This window comes from Pseudomonas sp. GL-R-26 (assembly GCF_019947365.1).
Classification (GTDB): Bacteria; Pseudomonadota; Gammaproteobacteria; order Pseudomonadales; family Pseudomonadaceae; genus Aquipseudomonas.
The window spans coordinates 50,267-66,747 of the sequence record NZ_JAGYGI010000014.1 but is presented as its reverse complement, the minus strand read 5'-3'; the positions used below and the strand labels follow the sequence as shown (position 1 = coordinate 66,747).

Genomic DNA, 16,481 nt, shown 5'->3' with positions numbered 1-16,481 from the left:
TGGTGTCATTGAGATTGCCATCGCCGGCAAGCCGGCGATGGCGTCGATGCAGACGCCGCTTAAACCAGCGTCATCAACGCCTCACGGCTGAACGGCAGAATGTCTTCCTCACGGCCGTCGCGCACTTTTTGCGCCCAGTCCGGGTCCACCAGCAAGGCACGACCGACCGCCACCAGGTCGAACTCATCGTTGTTCAAGCGCTCCAGCAGTCTCTCCAGGCTGGCGGGCTGCGCGACCTTGTCGGTATTAACCATGAACTGCAGGAACTCGCCATCCAGGCCGACGCTGCCCACGGTGATGGTTGGCTTGCCGGTGAGTTGGCGGGTCCAGCCGGCCAGGTTCAACTCGGAACCATCGAACTCCGGCTCCCAGAAGCGGCGGGTCGAGCAGTGGAAAATATCCACGCCCGCGTCGGCCAACGGCTTGAGGAACTCGCCCAAGGCTTCCGGGGTTTGCACCAGACGTGCGGTGTAGTCCTGCTGCTTCCACTGGGAGAAACGGAAGATGATCGGGAAACCTTCACCGACCGCGGCACGCACGGCCTGAATCAATTCAATGGCGAAGCGCGAACGATTGGCCAGGCTGCCGCCGTATTCGTCGGTACGCTGGTTGCTGCCTTCCCAGAAGAACTGGTCCACCAGGTAACCGTGGGCGCCGTGAATTTCCACGCCGTCCATGCCGATGCTCTGGGCATCCTTGGCGGCCTGGGCGAATGCGGCGATCACGTCCTGGATGTCTTGTCTGCTCATGCCGTGCACCACGACCTGACCTTCCTTCACTTTTTCCGACGGGCCATAACCCGGCACGCTGGCGTCTGGCTCGGTGCCGATACGGCGCACGCTGCCCACGTGCCACAGCTGCGGAACGATCTTGCCGCCTTCGGCGTGAACGGCGTCGACGACTTTCTTCCAGCCGGCCAGGGCCGCTTCACCGTAGAAATGCGGAACGTTCGGATAGCCGTTGGATGCCTTGTGACCGACGGTGGTGCCTTCGGTGATGATCAGGCCAACGCCCGCAGCGGCGCGACGACGGTAGTATTCGATCACTTTGGAATTAGGCACGCCGCCCGGGGAAAAGGAACGGGTCATCGGCGCCATGACAACGCGGGTCGGCAGTTCGAGGGTGCCGAGGTGGAACGGTTTGAACAGGGCTTTGACGGGCATGGGACGCTCCACGGGAAGTAATTTTATGACGGCGATAATATGGAGAGTCTGACGCCTTGAACAGCATTATTGATCAGCGTGATTAAGGGTCAAAAGGCAGGAGTACTGTAGGAGCAGCCGGTCGACGCTCGACTGCTCGCGATGTTCGTCAACGATAACGTAGCAAGCCAGACACACCGCGGCGCTCTCAGGTTCATCGCGAGCAGGCTCGCTCCTACAGGGGGGAATCAGCTCAGCGCTTTTTCAATCGCATGAACGATGGTCGGATCATCCGGCGCCGTACGTGGCGAGAACCGAGCCAGTACACGGCCGTCCTTGCCCAGCAGGAACTTCTCGAAGTTCCAGGTGATGTCGCCGGGAAATTCCGCGCCCTCGCCCGCCAGCAAGCGGTACAACTGATGACGGTCATGCCCGTTGACTTCCAGCTTGCTGGACAACGGAAAGGTCACGCCATAGTTGAGGCTGCAGAAATCCTTGATCTCTTGTTCGGTGCCCGGTTCCTGCCCCGCAAACTGGTTGCACGGCAAGCCCAGGACGCTGAAGCCCTTGGCCTTGAATTGCTGGTAGAGGCTTTCCAGCGCCGCGTACTGCGGGGTCAGGCCGCATTTGGAGGCGACGTTGACCACCAGTACGACTTGGCCTTTGAAAGGCGCCAGAGGTAGCTCCTGTCCATCCAGGGCTGTCAATTTAAGGTCGTGAAAAGCACTCATGGCGTACTCCAGATTCCCGTGTTCTTCTCGAAACAGCCACTTGGCGGTGTCGTCAGGGACGGCCGCAGACTAAAAAGGCGCCCACAGGGCGCCTCTCCAGTTATCTGAGCTTAGCGCAGAAATCAGTGGTGATGGCCACCTTCGCCATGGACGTGGCCATGAGCGATTTCTTCCTGGCTGGCGTCACGGATGTCGATGATCTTGACCTGGAAATTCAAGCGTTGACCAGCCAACGGGTGGTTGCCGTCAACGGTCACGTCGTCGCCGTCCAGATCACGGATGGTCACGATCTGCATCTGGCCGTCCGGAGCGGAAGCGTGGAACTGCATGCCCACTTCCAGTTCGTCGACGCCTTCGAACATGCTGCGGCTCAGGGTGCTGACCAGTTCTGCAGCGTATTCGCCGTAAGCGTCTTCAGGTTCTACGGCAACAGTCAGCTCGTCGCCGACAGCCTTGCCTTCCAGAGCCTTTTCCAGGCCCGGGATGATGTTGCCTGCGCCTTGCAGGTAGACCAGCGGCGCGCCGCCGGCGGAGCTGTCGATGACCTCACCAGCGTCGTTGGTCAGGGTATAGTCGATGGAGACAGCCTTATTGGCGGCGATCAGCATGGGGCGAGACCTTTTGCATAAGAAGATTGAAAGGCCAAGTTTAGCGAAGCAATCGTCCGAAAGCGAACACAACCCGGACAGACGGGATTCGACGGTCACAGGCTTCCACCAGGACGAGGACGGACACTGGGTGGCCGAGCTTTCCTGCGGCCACACCCAGCACCTGCGGCACCAGCCGCCCTGGCAATCCCGCGCTTGGGTCATGGACCCTGCGCAGCGCCAGGAAAAAATAGGCCAACCCTTTGCCTGCGGTTGGTGCGCACAAGGCTCGGTTAGCGATAACCTTGGCGACTGAATTTCGGTAGTTGGCCAGATATAGGCTTTCACCATTGCCATGCACCTTTAGAGAATCCGCATGCAAACTTTTTTTATCGCGCCCACCGATTTTGGTGTGGGTCTGACCTCCATCAGCCTCGGGCTGGTGCGTACCCTTGAGCGGGCCGGGCTCAAGGTCGGTTTCTTCAAACCGATTGCCCAGCCGCATCCAGGCGACACGGGCCCGGAACGTTCCACCGAGCTGGTGGCGCGTACCCACGGTTTGAAACCGCCCCAGCCACTGGGCCTGGCCCATGTCGAGCGTATGCTCGGCGATGGTCAGCTCGATGAGCTGCTCGAAGAAATCATCGCCCTTTATCAGCAGGCGGCCATCGGCAAGGACGTGCTGATCGTCGAAGGCATGGTGCCGACCCGCAGCGCCAGTTACGCCGCGCGGGTCAACCTGCACCTGGCCAAGAGCCTCGACGCCGAGGTGATCCTGGTCTCGGCGCCGGAAAACGAAGTGCTGACTGAACTCTCCGGCCGCGTCGAATTGCAGGCGCAATTGTTCGGCGGCCCGAAAGACCCGAAAGTCCTCGGTGTGATCCTCAACAAGGTCAAGACCGAGGAAAGCATGGAGGCCTTCGCCACGCGCCTGAAGGAACATTCGCCGTTGCTGCGCAGCGGTGATTTCCGCTTGCTCGGCTGCATTCCGTTCCAGCCGGAACTGAACGCCCCGCGCACCCGCGACGTCGCCGACCTGATGGGCGCGCAAGTGCTCAACGCCGGTGATTACGAAACCCGGCGCATGACCAAAATCATCATTTGCGCCCGCACCATGCGCAACACCGTGGAGCTGCTCAAGCCCGGCGTGCTGGTGGTGACCCCCGGCGACCGCGACGACATCATCCTCGCCGTCAGCCTCGCGGCTTTGAACGGCGTGCCGCTGGCCGGCCTGCTGCTGACCAGCGACACCCTGCCCGACCCACGCATCATGGACCTGTGCCGCGGCGCCCTGCAGGCCGGGTTGCCGGTGCTGTCGGTGAGCACCGGCTCCTATGACACCGCCAACCTGCTCAATGGCCTGAACAAGGAAATCCCCATCGACGACCGCGAGCGCGCAGAAATCATCACCGATTTCATCGCCGGTCATCTCGACGCCAACTGGTTGCATCAGCGCTGCGGCACGCCACGGGAGATGCGCCTGTCGCCAGCGGTTTTCCGCTATCAATTGATCCAGCGCGCCCAGGCGGCCAACAAGCGCATCGTCCTGCCCGAAGGCAGCGAGCCGCTGACCGTGCAGGCCGCCGCGATCTGCCAGGCCCGAGGCATCGCTCGCTGTGTGTTGCTGGCCAAGCCCGAGGACGTGCAAGCCGTCGCCCGCGCCCAGGGCATCGAGTTGCCACCGGGCCTGGAAATCATCGATCCGGACTTGATCCGCGAACGCTATGTCGAGCCCATGGTCGCGCTACGCAAAAGCAAAAGCCTTAACGCGCCGATGGCCGAGCAACAACTGGAAGACACCGTGGTGATCGGCACCATGATGCTGGCCCTGGATGAAGTCGACGGCCTCGTGTCGGGCGTGATCAACACCACCGCCAACACCATCCGCCCGGCCCTGCAGCTGATTAAAACCGCGCCGGGCTGCACCCTGGTGTCGTCGGTGTTCTTCATGCTGTTCCCGGAAGAGGTGCTCGTCTACGGCGACTGCGTGATGAACCCGCACCCGAGTGCCAGCGAACTGGCCGAGATCGCCCTGCAAAGCGCTGATTCGGCCTCCGCCTTCGGCATCACGCCACGGGTGGCGATGATCAGCTACTCCAGCGGCGAGTCGGCCAGCGGCGAAGAAGTCGAGAAGGTCCGCGAGGCGACCCTGCTCGCCCATGAACAACAGCACTCGCTGCTGATCGACGGCCCCTTGCAGTACGACGCCGCCGCCAACGAAAGCGTGGCCCGGCAATTGGCGCCGAACAGTCAGGTGGCCGGTCGTGCCACGGTGTACGTGTTCCCCGACCTCAACACCGGCAACACCACGCACAAGGCCGTACAGCGCAGCGCCGACTGCGTCAGCCTCGGGCCGATGCTGCAAGGCTTGCGCAAACCGGTGAATGATTTACCGCGCGGCGCGCAGGTCGATGACATCGTCTACACCATCGCGTTGACCGCGATTCAAGCTGCCAACCGACCTATGGATGTGTAAATGCTGGACTTCCTACCTGCTCCGCTGCGGGGCGTGATCGCCTCGCTGCTGTTGGCACTGAACACGATTCTTCTCTGCTCGTTCCTGTTCTGCGTGGCGCTCGTCAAGGTACTGCCGTTCGCCCTCACCCAGCGCCTCGCGGGCTGGCTGATGAGTCATACCCACGAAGCCTGGATCAGCCTCAACAAAGGCTGGATGAACCTGGTGCGCCGCACGCGCTGGCACATCAGCGGCCTGCAAGGTCTCGACTATCAGCACTCGTACCTGATCACCAGCAACCACCAGAGCTGGGTCGACATCTTGGTACTGCAATATGTGCTCAACCGGCGCATTCAACCGCTGAAGTTCTTTCTCAAGCAGGAGCTGATCTGGGTCCCGGTGATCGGTCTGGCCTGGTGGGCACTGGGCTTTCCATTCATGAAACGCTACTCCAAGGCCTATCTGGAGAAGCACCCGGAGAAGAAAGGCAAGGACCTGGAAACCACCCGCAAGACCTGTGCGAAATTCCGCGACAACCCGGTGGGTATTTTCAACTTCGTCGAAGGCACACGCTTCACCGAGGGCAAGCACAAGCAACAACAGTCACCCTTCAAGTACCTGCTCAAGCCCAAGGCAGGCGGCATTGCCTTTGTGCTGGATGCGATGGGCGAGCAGCTTGAATCCCTGGTCAACGTGACCATCCACTACCCAGCCGGGCGTCCTGGTTTTTGGGATTTGTTGTGCGGGAATGTTGCGGACGTCGTGGTGCACCTTGAAGAGCTGAAGATTCCGCCGCAGTTCATTGGCAAGAACTACGACCAGGACGGCGAATACCGCCTGCAGTTTCAGGGCTGGATCAACCAGTTGTGGCAGGACAAGGATGCGTTGCTGGAACAGATGCATCGCGAGTATCCAGCGAAGTCTTGAGGTGCCTGTACCGGCCTCTTCGCGGGCAAGCCCGCTCCCACAGGATTCGCGTCGTATACAAATGGCATGAACAACCCAAAAACTGTGGGAGCGGCGGTGCGGCGATCCGACTTGCCCGCGAAAGCGTCGGAACAGACACAAAAAAGCCCGCAGACAATCACTTGTCTGCGGGCTTTTCCTTGCAGCTTGAAGCTAGAAGCTTGTCGCTGCTATTGCCTTAGATCGCCCCACGCTCACGCAGCAGACCCAGCACTTGCTTGACGCTTTCCTCCAGCGACACGGACTGGGTGTCGATCACCAGGTCGGCATCCAGCGGCACGTCGTACGGGAAGGACTCGCCCGGGATGTTATCCCCGGCCGCCGCGTACAAACCTTGCGGATCACGCTCGGCGCAGACCGTCGGCGAAGCCTGGACGTAGACCGTCAGCAGACGCTCCTTGCCGATCAGTTCCCGGGCTTGTTCACGGCCTTCGGCATTCGGGGCAACGAACGCAGCGAGGGTCAGCAGACCGGCCTCGTTGAACTGACGCGCGACGTGGGCGGCACGACGCCAGTTCTCGGTACGCCCGGCGCGATCCTGTGGCAGACCTTTGTTCAGATCGTGACGCAGGTTCTGGCCATCGAGTACGAACACCGCGCGACCCAGGTCGAACAACTTGCGTTCAACCGCATACGCCAGGGTGCTTTTGCCCGCGCCCGACAAGCCGCTGAACAACACGGTGGCAGGTTGCTGGCCGAAGCGCTGTGCGCGTTCTTCGGTGGCGACGTGAGCCAGTTTGCCGTGGTGCGTGCTGGTGCCATGGGCCAAAGGCTGGGCGACGATCATGCCCGCGCCAACGGTGCCGTTGGTCAAGCGGTCGATGATGATGAAGGCGCCGGTGGTGCGGTTGCTGTCGTAACCGTCGAGGGCAATCGGCGCATCGAGCGCGATCTTGACCTTGCCGATTTCGTTCAGCTGCAACGCGCTGGCCGGACCCTCTTCCAGGGTGTTCACGTCGACCTTGTTGACGATGCTGGCGATGGAGCCCGGCACGTAACTGGTGGCGCGTTTGATGTCGTATTTCTTGCCCGGCAGCATCGGCTCTTCAGCCATCCATACCAGCATCGCTTCGAAGCTGTCGGTCACCGGCGGCACGTTGTCGGCGTGAACCAACAGATCGCCACGGGAGATGTCGATTTCGTCTTCCATGGTCAGCGTGACTGCCTGACCAGGACCCGCGTGCTCCAGTTCACCTTCGAAGGTGACGATGGACTTCACCCGGCTGCTCTTGCCCGACGGCAGCACGACGACTTCGTCGCCTTTCTTGACGATGCCGCTGGCCAGCGTACCGGCGAAGCCACGGAAGTTCAGGTTCGGACGGTTGACGTACTGCACCGGGAAACGCAGGTCGGTGAAGTTGCGATCGCCCGCCACTTCCACGGTCTCGAGGATTTCCATCAGCGACTGGCCGGTGTACCACGGCGAACGCTCGGACTTGTTCACCACGTTGTCGCCCTTCAAAGCCGACATCGGCACGAAGTGCATGCTGGTCGGCTTGAGCTTCAGGCCTTCAGCGAACTGCAGGTAGTCGGCCTTGATCGACTCGAACACGCCCTGGTCGAAGTCCTTGAGGTCCATCTTGTTGATGGCAACAACGATGTGCTTGATGCCCAGCAGCGAGGCGATGAAGCTGTGGCGACGAGTCTGGGTCTGCACACCGTAACGGGCGTCGACCAGGATGATCGCCAGGTCACAGGTGGAGGCACCGGTGGCCATGTTGCGGGTGTACTGCTCATGGCCCGGGGTGTCGGCGATGATGAATTTGCGCTTGGCGGTGGAGAAATAGCGGTACGCGACATCGATGGTGATGCCTTGCTCACGCTCGGCCTGCAGGCCGTCGACCAGCAATGCCAGGTCGATGTCTTCACCGGTGGTGCCGACTTTTTTCGAGTCGCGGGTAATGGCTTCCAGGTGATCTTCGTAGATCATCTTGGAGTCGTGCAGCAGGCGCCCGATCAGGGTGCTCTTGCCGTCGTCGACGTTACCGCAGGTCAGAAAGCGCAGCAGCTCTTTACGTTCGTGCTGGCCCAGGTAGGCGAGGATGTCCTCGCTGATCAAATCAGATTGGTGGCTCATTGCATTCAAGCTCCAAGCTGTAAGCTTCAAGCGGCAAGCTTGTCGGCGTACAGCTAGTCAGAAATTTTATTGATCAACCCGCTAAGCATTTTTGAAAGCTCGCGAGATTCTGAAATCCAAAGTGCCGCCAACGGTTCTCTGATGTAACCAATTTCACTGCCAATGATTATCTGTGTCCGCAGCTCCCCGCAGGAGGCCTTAGCTATCGACAGAAACCGACATTTTTCTTCTGCAGTGAAACGTTCCATTCCCTCGGCAATATTGCTGGGAATCGAAAGCCCTGAACGAGTGATCTGACTTCTAAAGGCCAGATCACTGCACTCAGCCATTTCCTTGTAGAGGTTGACTGCCAATGCTTTGGCTCTTTGCCAAACAATCAGTTTCTCGAAATCCATTTCGAAACCCGCTTTTGATTCGCTTGCAGCTTGCCGCTTGAAGCTTGCAACTGCTTCTTAGAAATAACCCTGACGTTTTTTGTCTTCCATCGAGCCGGCGCCATCGTGGTCGATGACACGGCCCTGGCGCTCGGAAGTTCGCGTCAGGAGCATTTCCTGAATGATGTCCGTGAGGCTTTCGGCCTCGGACTCCACCGCGCCCGTCAACGGGTAGCAACCAAGGGTACGGAAACGCACTTTCTTTTTGACGATGCGCGCTTTGTCTTCATCGCTCAGGTGCTCGAGGATGCGCTCGTCGTCGATCATGATCAGCGTGCCGTTCTTCTCGATGACTTCACGCTCGGCGGCGAAGTACAGCGGAACGATCGGGATGCCTTCAAGGTAGATGTACTGCCAGATGTCCAGCTCGGTCCAGTTCGACAGCGGGAAGACGCGGATCGACTCGCCCTTGTTGACCTTGCCGTTGTAGACGTTCCACAGCTCGGGACGCTGGTTTTTCGGATCCCAGCGGTGCTTGCTGTCGCGGAACGAGTACACACGCTCTTTCGCGCGGGATTTCTCTTCATCGCGACGGGCGCCGCCGAATGCTGCGTCGAAACCATACTTGTCGAGTGCCTGCTTGAGGCCCTCGGTCTTCATGATGTCGGTGTGCTTGGCGCTGCCGTGGGTGAACGGGTTGATGTCCTGCGCCACGCCGTCCGGGTTGACGTGGGTGATCAGGTCGAGGCCCAGATCGGCGACCATCTTGTCGCGGAAGCTGTACATCTCCTTGAATTTCCAGCGAGTGTCGACATGCATCACCGGAAACGGCAGCTTGCCCGGGAAGAACGCCTTGCGTGCCAGATGCAGCATCACGGCGGAGTCTTTACCGATGGAGTACAGCATCACCGGGTTATCGAACTCGGCGGCCACCTCGCGGATGATGTGGATGCTTTCCGCCTCCAGCTGTTTCAGATGCGTCAGTTTGTCGACCATGGCTACTCACGAAAGCTTTCTTATGAACGGCCAGCGGGCCGTGTTCGAGCGGGGATCCTAGCACAGCGACCTCTTCTAATCAGGACGCTAACTAGATCGAAAGAGCATATGAATATGCCTGCCTGTTTGGGCACCTCAGCCCCCTGTGGGAGCGAGCTTGCTCGCGATGACGGACTCACATTCGACATTTACATCAAGTGTTACACCGCTATCGCGAGCAAGCTCGCTCCCACAGGAAATGTATGGCGTTCTCAAATCGGATTCGGGCAATCGATGAAGATGTGTTCCAGCGCAAACCGACGGGCCAGATAATCCCCCAGCGCCTGAACGCCGTAGCGCTCGGTCGCATGGTGACCGGCGGCGATGAAGCTGATGTCGTTTTCCCGGGCGCTGTGGAAGGTTTGCTCAGAGGCCTCGCCGCTGAGGTACAGGTCGACGCCTGCCAGAATGGCTTGATCGATGTAACCCTGGCCACCACCGGTGCACCAGCCGACGCGGCGGATCATGGCATTGCCTTCGATCAACAGCGGCTCACGCCCCATCACTTCCTGGACGCGGCGAGCGAAATCCCGGGGCATCATCGGCTCATTCAGCGAGCCAACCAGGCCGACAATCTTCAGGTTGTCCGGGTCCAGTGGGCCTTCGACGGTGATGTCGAGCTGCCGTGCGAGCTGCACGTTATTGCCGACGTCCGGGTGCAGGTCCAGCGGCAGGTGATAGGACAACAGGCTGATATCGTGCTTGAGCAGGGTCTTCAGGCGGCGCTGCTTCATGCCGGTGATGCACGGGTTCTCGCCTTTCCAGAAGTAGCCGTGATGCACCAACACCAGGTCGGCATTGGCTTCCACGGCCGCATCGAGCAAGGCCTGGCTGGCGGTGACGCCGCTGACAATGCGCATCACTTGCGGCCGCCCCTCGACCTGCAGGCCGTTGGGGCAGTAATCAGCGATTCTGGCGCTGTTGAGGTAGCGGTCGGCTTCTTCGACCAGGGTGCACAGGGCGACGGCCATAAAAGACTCCTAAATATCCCGTTCAGAGGCGCGCGCGGCCTCGTATAATGCGCGTCATTATGAGCGGTCTCATACCGCCTGCAACTCTCTCAGGAACTGCTTAATGCTCAAGGCGCTGCGTTTTTCCGGCTGGCCGCTGTTGGCCGGCGTGCTTGTCGCTCTTTTGATAATCCAGCGTTACCCGCAGTGGGTCGGGCTCCCGAGCCTCGACGTCAATCTGCAACAAGCGCCGCAAACCACCAGCATGCAGCAGGGCCCGGTGTCTTATGCCGAAGCGGTATCCACCGCGGCGCCGTCGGTGGTGAACCTGTACACCACCAAAGTCATCAACAAACCCAACCATCCGTTGTTCGAAGATCCGCAGTTCCGTCGCTTCTTCGGCGATAATTCGCCCAAGCAGAAACGTATGGAGTCGAGCCTCGGTTCCGGCGTGATCATGAGCCCGGAAGGCTACATCCTGACCAACAACCACGTGACCAGCGGTGCCGACCAGATCGTGGTGGCCCTCAAGGACGGCCGGGAAACCCTGGCACGGGTGATCGGCAGCGACCCGGAGACTGACCTCGCGGTTCTGAAAATCGACCTGAAAAACCTGCCGTCGATCACCGTGGGGCGTTCCGACAACATCCGCATCGGCGACGTTGCATTGGCCATCGGCAACCCGTTCGGCGTCGGCCAGACCGTGACCATGGGCATCATCAGCGCCACCGGGCGCAATCAACTGGGCCTGAACAACTACGAAGACTTCATCCAGACCGATGCGGCAATCAACCCGGGCAACTCGGGCGGTGCGCTGGTGGATGCCATCGGCAACCTGACCGGCATCAACACGGCGATCTTTTCCAAGTCCGGGGGCTCCCAGGGCATTGGTTTCGCGATCCCGGTGAAGCTGGCGATGGAAGTGATGAAGTCGATCATCGAGCACGGCCAGGTGATTCGTGGCTGGCTGGGTATCGAAGTGCAGCCGCTGACCCAGGAACTGGCCGAGTCGTTCGGTTTGTCCGGACGCCCTGGCATTGTCGTGGCGGGGATTTTCCGCGATGGTCCGGCACAGAAGGCCGGCCTGCAACTGGGTGATGTGATTCTTTCCATCGATGGCGAACCGGCCGGTGATGGCCGTCGCTCGATGAATCAGGTGGCGCGGATCAAGCCGACCGACAAGGTCGCGATCCAGGTGATGCGCAACGGCAAGGAGCTCAAACTGACGGCGGAAGTCGGCCTGCGCCCACCGCCGGCTCCGGTCAAAGATAAAGAAGAAGAGTAAGCGGCTAATACAAACCCTTGTAGGAGCGAGCTTGCTCGCGCCTACAGGGGGCAGCGGTGGTTTACAGGTCGCCGAGGCCGTCGATCAGCGCCTGATTCTGCTCTGGCGTGCCGATGGAGATCCGCAGGAACTGGGCGATCCGCTCCTGCTTGAAGTGCCGGACGATCACGCCTTGCTCGCGCAACTTCGCCGCAAGCCCCGCCGCATCGTGCTGGGGGTGACGGGCGAAAATGAAGTTCGCCGCCGATGGCAGCACTTCAAAACCCTTCTCCTTTAGCTGTGCAACGACCTTCTCGCGATTCTCGATCACCAACGCGCAGGTCTTGTCGAAATACTCGCGATCGTCGAACGCTGCGGCAGCGCCGACATTCGCCATACGATCCAGCGGATAGGAGTTGAAGCTGTTCTTGATCCGCTCCAGCGCCTCGATCAGGTCCGGATGCCCCACCGCCAGGCCTACCCGCAGACCGGCCAGGGAACGGGACTTGGACAGGGTCTGGGTCACCAGCAGGTTCGGATAGCGGTCCACCAGGGTGATTGCCGTCTCGCCGCCGAAGTCGATGTAGGCCTCGTCGACCACCACCACCGAATCCGGGCTGGCCTTGAGAATCTGCTCCACCGCCTCCAGCGCCAACAGGCAGCCGGTCGGTGCGTTCGGGTTAGGGAAGATGATCCCGCCGTTCGGTTTGGCGTAGTCCGCCGGGTTGATCTGGAATTGCTCGTCCAGCGGCACCGCGTCGAAGGTGATGCCGTACAACCCGCAGTAGACCGGGTAAAAGCTGTAGCTGATGTCCGGGAACAGCAGCGGCTGATCGTGCTGCAGCAAACCGTGGAAGATGTGCGCCAGCACTTCATCGGAACCGTTGCCGAGGAACACCTGATTGCTCTGTACGCCGTAGTACCTGGCAACGGCTTGCTTGAGCAGGTCGCTGTTCGGGTCCGGGTACAGGCGCAGGTTGTCATTGAGTTCGGTTTGCATCGCAGCCAAGGCTTTCGGCGATGGACCGTACGGGTTTTCGTTGGTGTTGAGCTTCACCAGTTTCGCCAGTTTCGGCTGTTCGCCCGGCACGTAAGGCACCAGATTCTTGACGAACGGGCTCCAGAATTTACTCATGCTCACTCCCCCTGCTCTTCATTAAAGAGCTCGTCAACGATGCGATATTCGGCACTGCGAGCGTGGGCGGTCAGCGACTCGCCACGGGCCAGCACGGAAGCGGTCTTGCCCAGTACGGACGCGCCCTGCTCAGAGCAGAAGATGATCGACGAACGTTTCTGGAAGTCGTACACACCCAGCGGCGAAGAGAAGCGCGCAGTACCGGAAGTCGGCAATACGTGGTTAGGACCTGCGCAGTAGTCGCCCAGGGCTTCGGAAGTGTGACGCCCCATGAAGATCGCGCCGGCGTGGCGGATTTTCGGCAGCCAGGCCTGTGGATCGGCAACGGACAATTCGAGGTGCTCCGGCGCGATGCGGTTGGCCACTTCGATGGCTTGCTCCATGTCGCGAACCTTGATCAGTGCACCACGGCCATTGATCGAGGTTTCGATGATCGCGGCGCGCTCCATGGTCGGCATCAGCTTGGCGATGCTGGCGGCGACCTTGTCGAGGAACTCGGCGTCGGGGCTGACAAGAATCGCCTGGGCGTCTTCGTCGTGCTCGGCCTGGGAGAACAGGTCCATGGCGATCCAGTCCGGATCGGTCTGGCCGTCGCACACCACGAGGATCTCGGAGGGACCGGCGATCATGTCGATACCGACTTGGCCAAACACGTGGCGCTTGGCGGTGGCGACATAAATGTTGCCCGGACCGACGACCTTGTCGACCTTCGGCACGCTTTCGGTGCCGTAAGCCAACGCAGCAACGGCTTGAGCGCCACCGATGGTGAACACGCGGTCGACACCGGCGATGCAGGCAGCAGCCAGCACCAGCTCGTTGATTTCACCCCGCGGGGTCGGTACCACCATGACCACTTCGGTGACGCCGGCGACCTTGGCCGGAATCGCGTTCATCAATACCGACGACGGGTACGATGCCTTGCCGCCTGGCACATATAGACCGGCGCGATCCAGCGGCGTGACTTTCTGGCCCAGCACGGTGCCGTCGGCCTCGGTGTAGCTCCAGGAATCCTGCTTCTGTTTTTCGTGGTAGCTGCGCACACGAGCCGAAGCGACCTCCAGGGCTTCGCGCTGAGGCACGGAAATGCGGGTGAGCGCCAGTTCCAGACGCTCGCGCGGCAGGATCAGGTCGGCCATGGACTTCACGTCCAGACCGTCGAACTGGCGGGTAAAGTCCACCAGTGCCGCGTCGCCACGCTCACGCACGGCCTTGATGATGTCCAGCACCCGCTGATTGACCGAGTCGTCAGACACACTTTCCCAGCTCAGCAGATGATCCAGATGATGCGCGAAATCCGGGTCAGCAGCGTTGAGTCGGCGAATTGCAGTCGGTGCGGTCATAGCGAGAGCCTCATAGGAATGGCAAAAACTCAGGCGCCCTAACTTAGCAGTCGTTTCCGCTTGGGCACCTGAGAATTCTGGCTATGAGGCGGATAGACGGGCGCGACTTAACGTCGCGCAGGTGAATCAGCCGCGGTGTCGAGACTCCACTGCCTTGCGCAGGGTGTCGATCAACGCCTGGATACGGGCGTGCTGCATCTTCATCGAAGCTTTGTTGACGATCAGCCGGGAGCTGATGGCAGCAATGAAATCCTGTGGCTCCAGGCCGTTGGCCCGCAGCGTGTTACCGGTGTCGACCACGTCGATGATCTTGTCGGCAAGGCCGATCAGCGGTGCCAGCTCCATCGAGCCATACAGCTTGATGATGTCGACCTGACGACCCTGTTCGGCGTAATAACGCTTGGCAACGTTGACGAACTTGGTGGCGATGCGCAGGCGACCCTTGGGCTCGACCGCACCGACCTTGCCGGCCGTCATCAACTTGCACTGGGCAATTTGCAGGTCCAGTGGCTCGTACAGGCCCTGGCCGCCATATTCCATCAGCACATCTTTACCGGCGACACCGAGGTCGGCAGCACCATGTTCGACATAGGTCGGCACATCGGTAGCACGCACGATCAGCAGGCGTACATCTTCCTGGGTCGTGGGAATGATCAGCTTGCGGCTCTTGTCCGGATTCTCGGTCGGCACGATGCCCGCTTCAGCCAGAAGCGGCAGGGTGTCGTCAAGGATGCGGCCCTTGGACAGTGCGATGGTCAACATGGGAAACGTCAGTCCTTATCAAGGTACTCATGCCCGGTCGCAAATGGCGCCGGACACACATCGAGCCGAAAACGGCTCGACTTCAACAAATCAACGGGCATGTCCTTATGCCCATGCAGCAGGTACTAGCCCGGAACGCGACGGATCTTGGCGCCCAGCATCTGCAGTTTTTCTTCGATGCACTCGTAGCCACGGTCTATGTGGTAGATGCGGTCGATCAGCGTGTCGCCGTCGGCGACCAGGGCCGAGATCACCAGGCTGGCCGAAGCACGCAGGTCGGTCGCCATCACTGGCGCGCCCTTGAGTTTTTCGGTGCCGGTGACGATGGCGGTGTTGCCTTCAACCTGGATCTTGGCACCCATGCGGTGCAGTTCGTAGACGTGCATGAAGCGGTTTTCGAAGATCGTCTCGATCACAGCACCGGTGCCTTCGGCAATGGCGTTGAGGGAGATGAACTGCGCCTGCATGTCGGTCGGGAACGCCGGGTACGGAGCGGTCCGCACATTGACGGCTTTCGGACGCTTGCCGTGCATGTTCAGCTCGATCCAGTCTTCGCCGCAGGTGATTTCGGCACCGGACTCACGGAGTTTTTCCAGAACGGCTTCGAGGATGGTCGGATCGGTATCCTTGACCTTCACGCGACCACCGGTCACCGCCGCCGCCACCAGGTAGGTGCCGGTTTCGATACGGTCGGGCATTACTTTATAAGTAGTGGTGTGCAGTCGCTCGACGCCATCGATGGTGATGGTATCGGTACCGGCGCCGGAAACCTTGGCACCCATGGCGTTCAGGAAGTTCGCCAGGTCGACCACTTCAGGCTCGCGAGCGGCGTTTTGCAGGACGCTGCGGCCTTTTGCCAGGGCCGCGGCCATCATGATGTTTTCGGTACCGGTCACGCTGACGGTGTCGAAGAAGAAGTGCGCGCCGCGCAGGCCGCCTTCAGGCGCCTTGGCCTTGATGTAGCCGCCTTCGACGTCGATGACTGCGCCCATGGCTTCCAGGCCACGGATGTGCAGGTCAACTGGACGCGAACCGATGGCGCAACCGCCAGGCAAGGCGACTTCGGCTTCACCGAAACGGGCAACCATCGGACCGAGCACCAGAATCGACGCACGCATGGTTTTAACCAGTTCGTACGGTGCGACCAGGGTCTTGATGGTGCGCGGGTCGATTTCGACGGAGAGTTTCTCGTCGATCACAGGCTCAATGCCCATGCGCCCGAACAGCTCGATCATGGTGGTGATGTCGTGCAGGTGCGGCAGGTTGGCCACGGTCACCGGGCCATCGCACAGCAAAGTGGCGGCCAGGATCGGCAGGGCAGAGTTCTTTGCCCCGGAGATGCGGATTTCGCCGTCAAGACGAGCACCACCAGTAATAATCAATTTATCCATAAGAATCTCGACGCCCTTGGGCTCAGGTGCGCTCGGCCCAGGCCGCGCTGCTGAAAAATTTCATAGTGACCGCGTGGATGCTGCCATCGGTGATCCACGGGTTCAAATGGGCATAGACCTGCTGCTGACGCTTGACCGGGCTCAATGCCGCCAGTTCATCGCTAATCACGTTCAGCTGGAAATTGCAGCCTTCGCCCTCGACTTCTACTTTCGTTCCGGGCAGCTTTCCTTCAAGAAAGCTCTTAACTTCGTTGGCCTGCATGCTCAACCTC

16 protein-coding genes are annotated in these 16,481 nt (G+C 60.4%); 4 read left to right on the top strand and 12 right to left on the bottom strand.

Annotated elements, in window-relative coordinates; all coding sequences use genetic code 11:
- Nucleotides 1-59: 59 nt before the first annotated feature.
- The 3 genes from KGA96_RS16270 to KGA96_RS16260 all read right to left on the bottom strand — a co-directional run bounded on the left by KGA96_RS16270 (nucleotide 60) and on the right by KGA96_RS16260 (nucleotide 2,481).
- A complete protein-coding gene (locus KGA96_RS16270) occupies nucleotides 60-1,163 on the bottom strand; it encodes an NADH:flavin oxidoreductase (protein WP_046040082.1) in 1,104 nt (367 codons plus the stop codon).
- Between the two features lie 227 nt (nucleotides 1,164-1,390).
- Nucleotides 1,391-1,873 (bottom strand): glutathione peroxidase, encoded by a 483-nt coding sequence (locus KGA96_RS16265; protein ID WP_223513625.1) that lies wholly within the window; start codon nucleotides 1,871-1,873, stop codon nucleotides 1,391-1,393.
- Between the two features lie 122 nt (nucleotides 1,874-1,995).
- A complete protein-coding gene (locus KGA96_RS16260) occupies nucleotides 1,996-2,481 on the bottom strand; it encodes a peptidylprolyl isomerase (RefSeq protein ID WP_007901600.1) in 486 nt (161 codons plus the stop codon).
- On the opposite strand from KGA96_RS16260, the gene KGA96_RS16255 reads away from it, so the two are divergent.
- The 3 genes from KGA96_RS16255 to KGA96_RS16245 are packed head-to-tail and all read left to right on the top strand — an operon-like array spanning nucleotide 2,450 to nucleotide 5,842.
- On the top strand, nucleotides 2,450-2,776 hold the full coding sequence (locus KGA96_RS16255) for a DUF3565 domain-containing protein (RefSeq protein ID WP_223513622.1): 327 nt from the start codon (nucleotides 2,450-2,452) through the stop codon (nucleotides 2,774-2,776). The genes KGA96_RS16260 and KGA96_RS16255 overlap by 32 nt on opposite strands.
- A gap of 60 nt (nucleotides 2,777-2,836) precedes the next feature.
- Nucleotides 2,837-4,936: a phosphate acetyltransferase gene (pta, locus tag KGA96_RS16250; protein WP_046040075.1), complete on the top strand. Its 2,100-nt coding sequence runs from the start codon at nucleotides 2,837-2,839 to the stop codon at nucleotides 4,934-4,936.
- Nucleotides 4,937-5,842: an acyltransferase gene (locus tag KGA96_RS16245; protein WP_046040074.1), complete on the top strand. Its 906-nt coding sequence runs from the start codon at nucleotides 4,937-4,939 to the stop codon at nucleotides 5,840-5,842.
- 217 nt (nucleotides 5,843-6,059) lie between these two features.
- Here the strand turns inward: KGA96_RS16245 and cysN are convergent, their stop codons facing one another.
- The 4 genes from cysN to KGA96_RS16225 form a co-directional block, all read right to left on the bottom strand.
- On the bottom strand, nucleotides 6,060-7,958 hold the full coding sequence (gene cysN / locus KGA96_RS16240; protein WP_046040073.1) for a sulfate adenylyltransferase subunit CysN: 1,899 nt from the start codon (nucleotides 7,956-7,958) through the stop codon (nucleotides 6,060-6,062).
- Between the two features lie 53 nt (nucleotides 7,959-8,011).
- Entirely contained in the window at nucleotides 8,012-8,353 is a 342-nt protein-coding gene (locus KGA96_RS16235; RefSeq protein ID WP_223513619.1) for a four helix bundle protein, read from the bottom strand.
- A gap of 57 nt (nucleotides 8,354-8,410) precedes the next feature.
- Nucleotides 8,411-9,328, bottom strand: a complete 918-nt coding sequence (gene cysD, locus KGA96_RS16230) for a sulfate adenylyltransferase subunit CysD (protein ID WP_223513616.1) — start codon at nucleotides 9,326-9,328, stop codon at nucleotides 8,411-8,413.
- Nucleotides 9,329-9,579: 251 nt separating this feature from the next.
- Entirely contained in the window at nucleotides 9,580-10,338 is a 759-nt protein-coding gene (locus tag KGA96_RS16225) for a Nif3-like dinuclear metal center hexameric protein (RefSeq protein ID WP_046040070.1), read from the bottom strand.
- A gap of 103 nt (nucleotides 10,339-10,441) precedes the next feature.
- Between KGA96_RS16225 and algW the strand changes: the two genes are divergently transcribed.
- Nucleotides 10,442-11,602, top strand: coding sequence for a Do family serine endopeptidase AlgW (gene algW, locus KGA96_RS16220; RefSeq protein WP_046040068.1), 1,161 nt, complete (start codon nucleotides 10,442-10,444; stop codon nucleotides 11,600-11,602).
- A gap of 61 nt (nucleotides 11,603-11,663) precedes the next feature.
- Here the strand turns inward: algW and hisC are convergent, their stop codons facing one another.
- From hisC to KGA96_RS16195, 5 genes are all read right to left on the bottom strand, one after another.
- Nucleotides 11,664-12,716 (bottom strand): histidinol-phosphate transaminase, encoded by a 1,053-nt coding sequence (gene hisC / locus KGA96_RS16215; protein WP_046040066.1) that lies wholly within the window; start codon nucleotides 12,714-12,716, stop codon nucleotides 11,664-11,666.
- Nucleotides 12,717-12,718: 2 nt separating this feature from the next.
- Nucleotides 12,719-14,056 carry a histidinol dehydrogenase gene (gene hisD / locus KGA96_RS16210; RefSeq protein WP_223513613.1) on the bottom strand — a complete coding sequence of 446 codons (1,338 nt, stop codon included), beginning with the start codon at nucleotides 14,054-14,056 and terminating at the stop codon, nucleotides 12,719-12,721.
- A gap of 126 nt (nucleotides 14,057-14,182) precedes the next feature.
- Nucleotides 14,183-14,818, bottom strand: coding sequence for an ATP phosphoribosyltransferase (hisG, locus tag KGA96_RS16205; RefSeq protein WP_008018703.1), 636 nt, complete (start codon nucleotides 14,816-14,818; stop codon nucleotides 14,183-14,185).
- 125 nt (nucleotides 14,819-14,943) lie between these two features.
- Complete coding sequence (murA, locus tag KGA96_RS16200) at nucleotides 14,944-16,209, bottom strand: UDP-N-acetylglucosamine 1-carboxyvinyltransferase (protein ID WP_046040062.1); 1,266 nt, start codon at nucleotides 16,207-16,209, stop codon at nucleotides 14,944-14,946.
- Nucleotides 16,210-16,231: 22 nt separating this feature from the next.
- Nucleotides 16,232-16,471 (bottom strand): BolA family protein, encoded by a 240-nt coding sequence (locus KGA96_RS16195; RefSeq protein ID WP_020796650.1) that lies wholly within the window; start codon nucleotides 16,469-16,471, stop codon nucleotides 16,232-16,234.
- Nucleotides 16,472-16,481 lie beyond the last annotated feature (10 nt).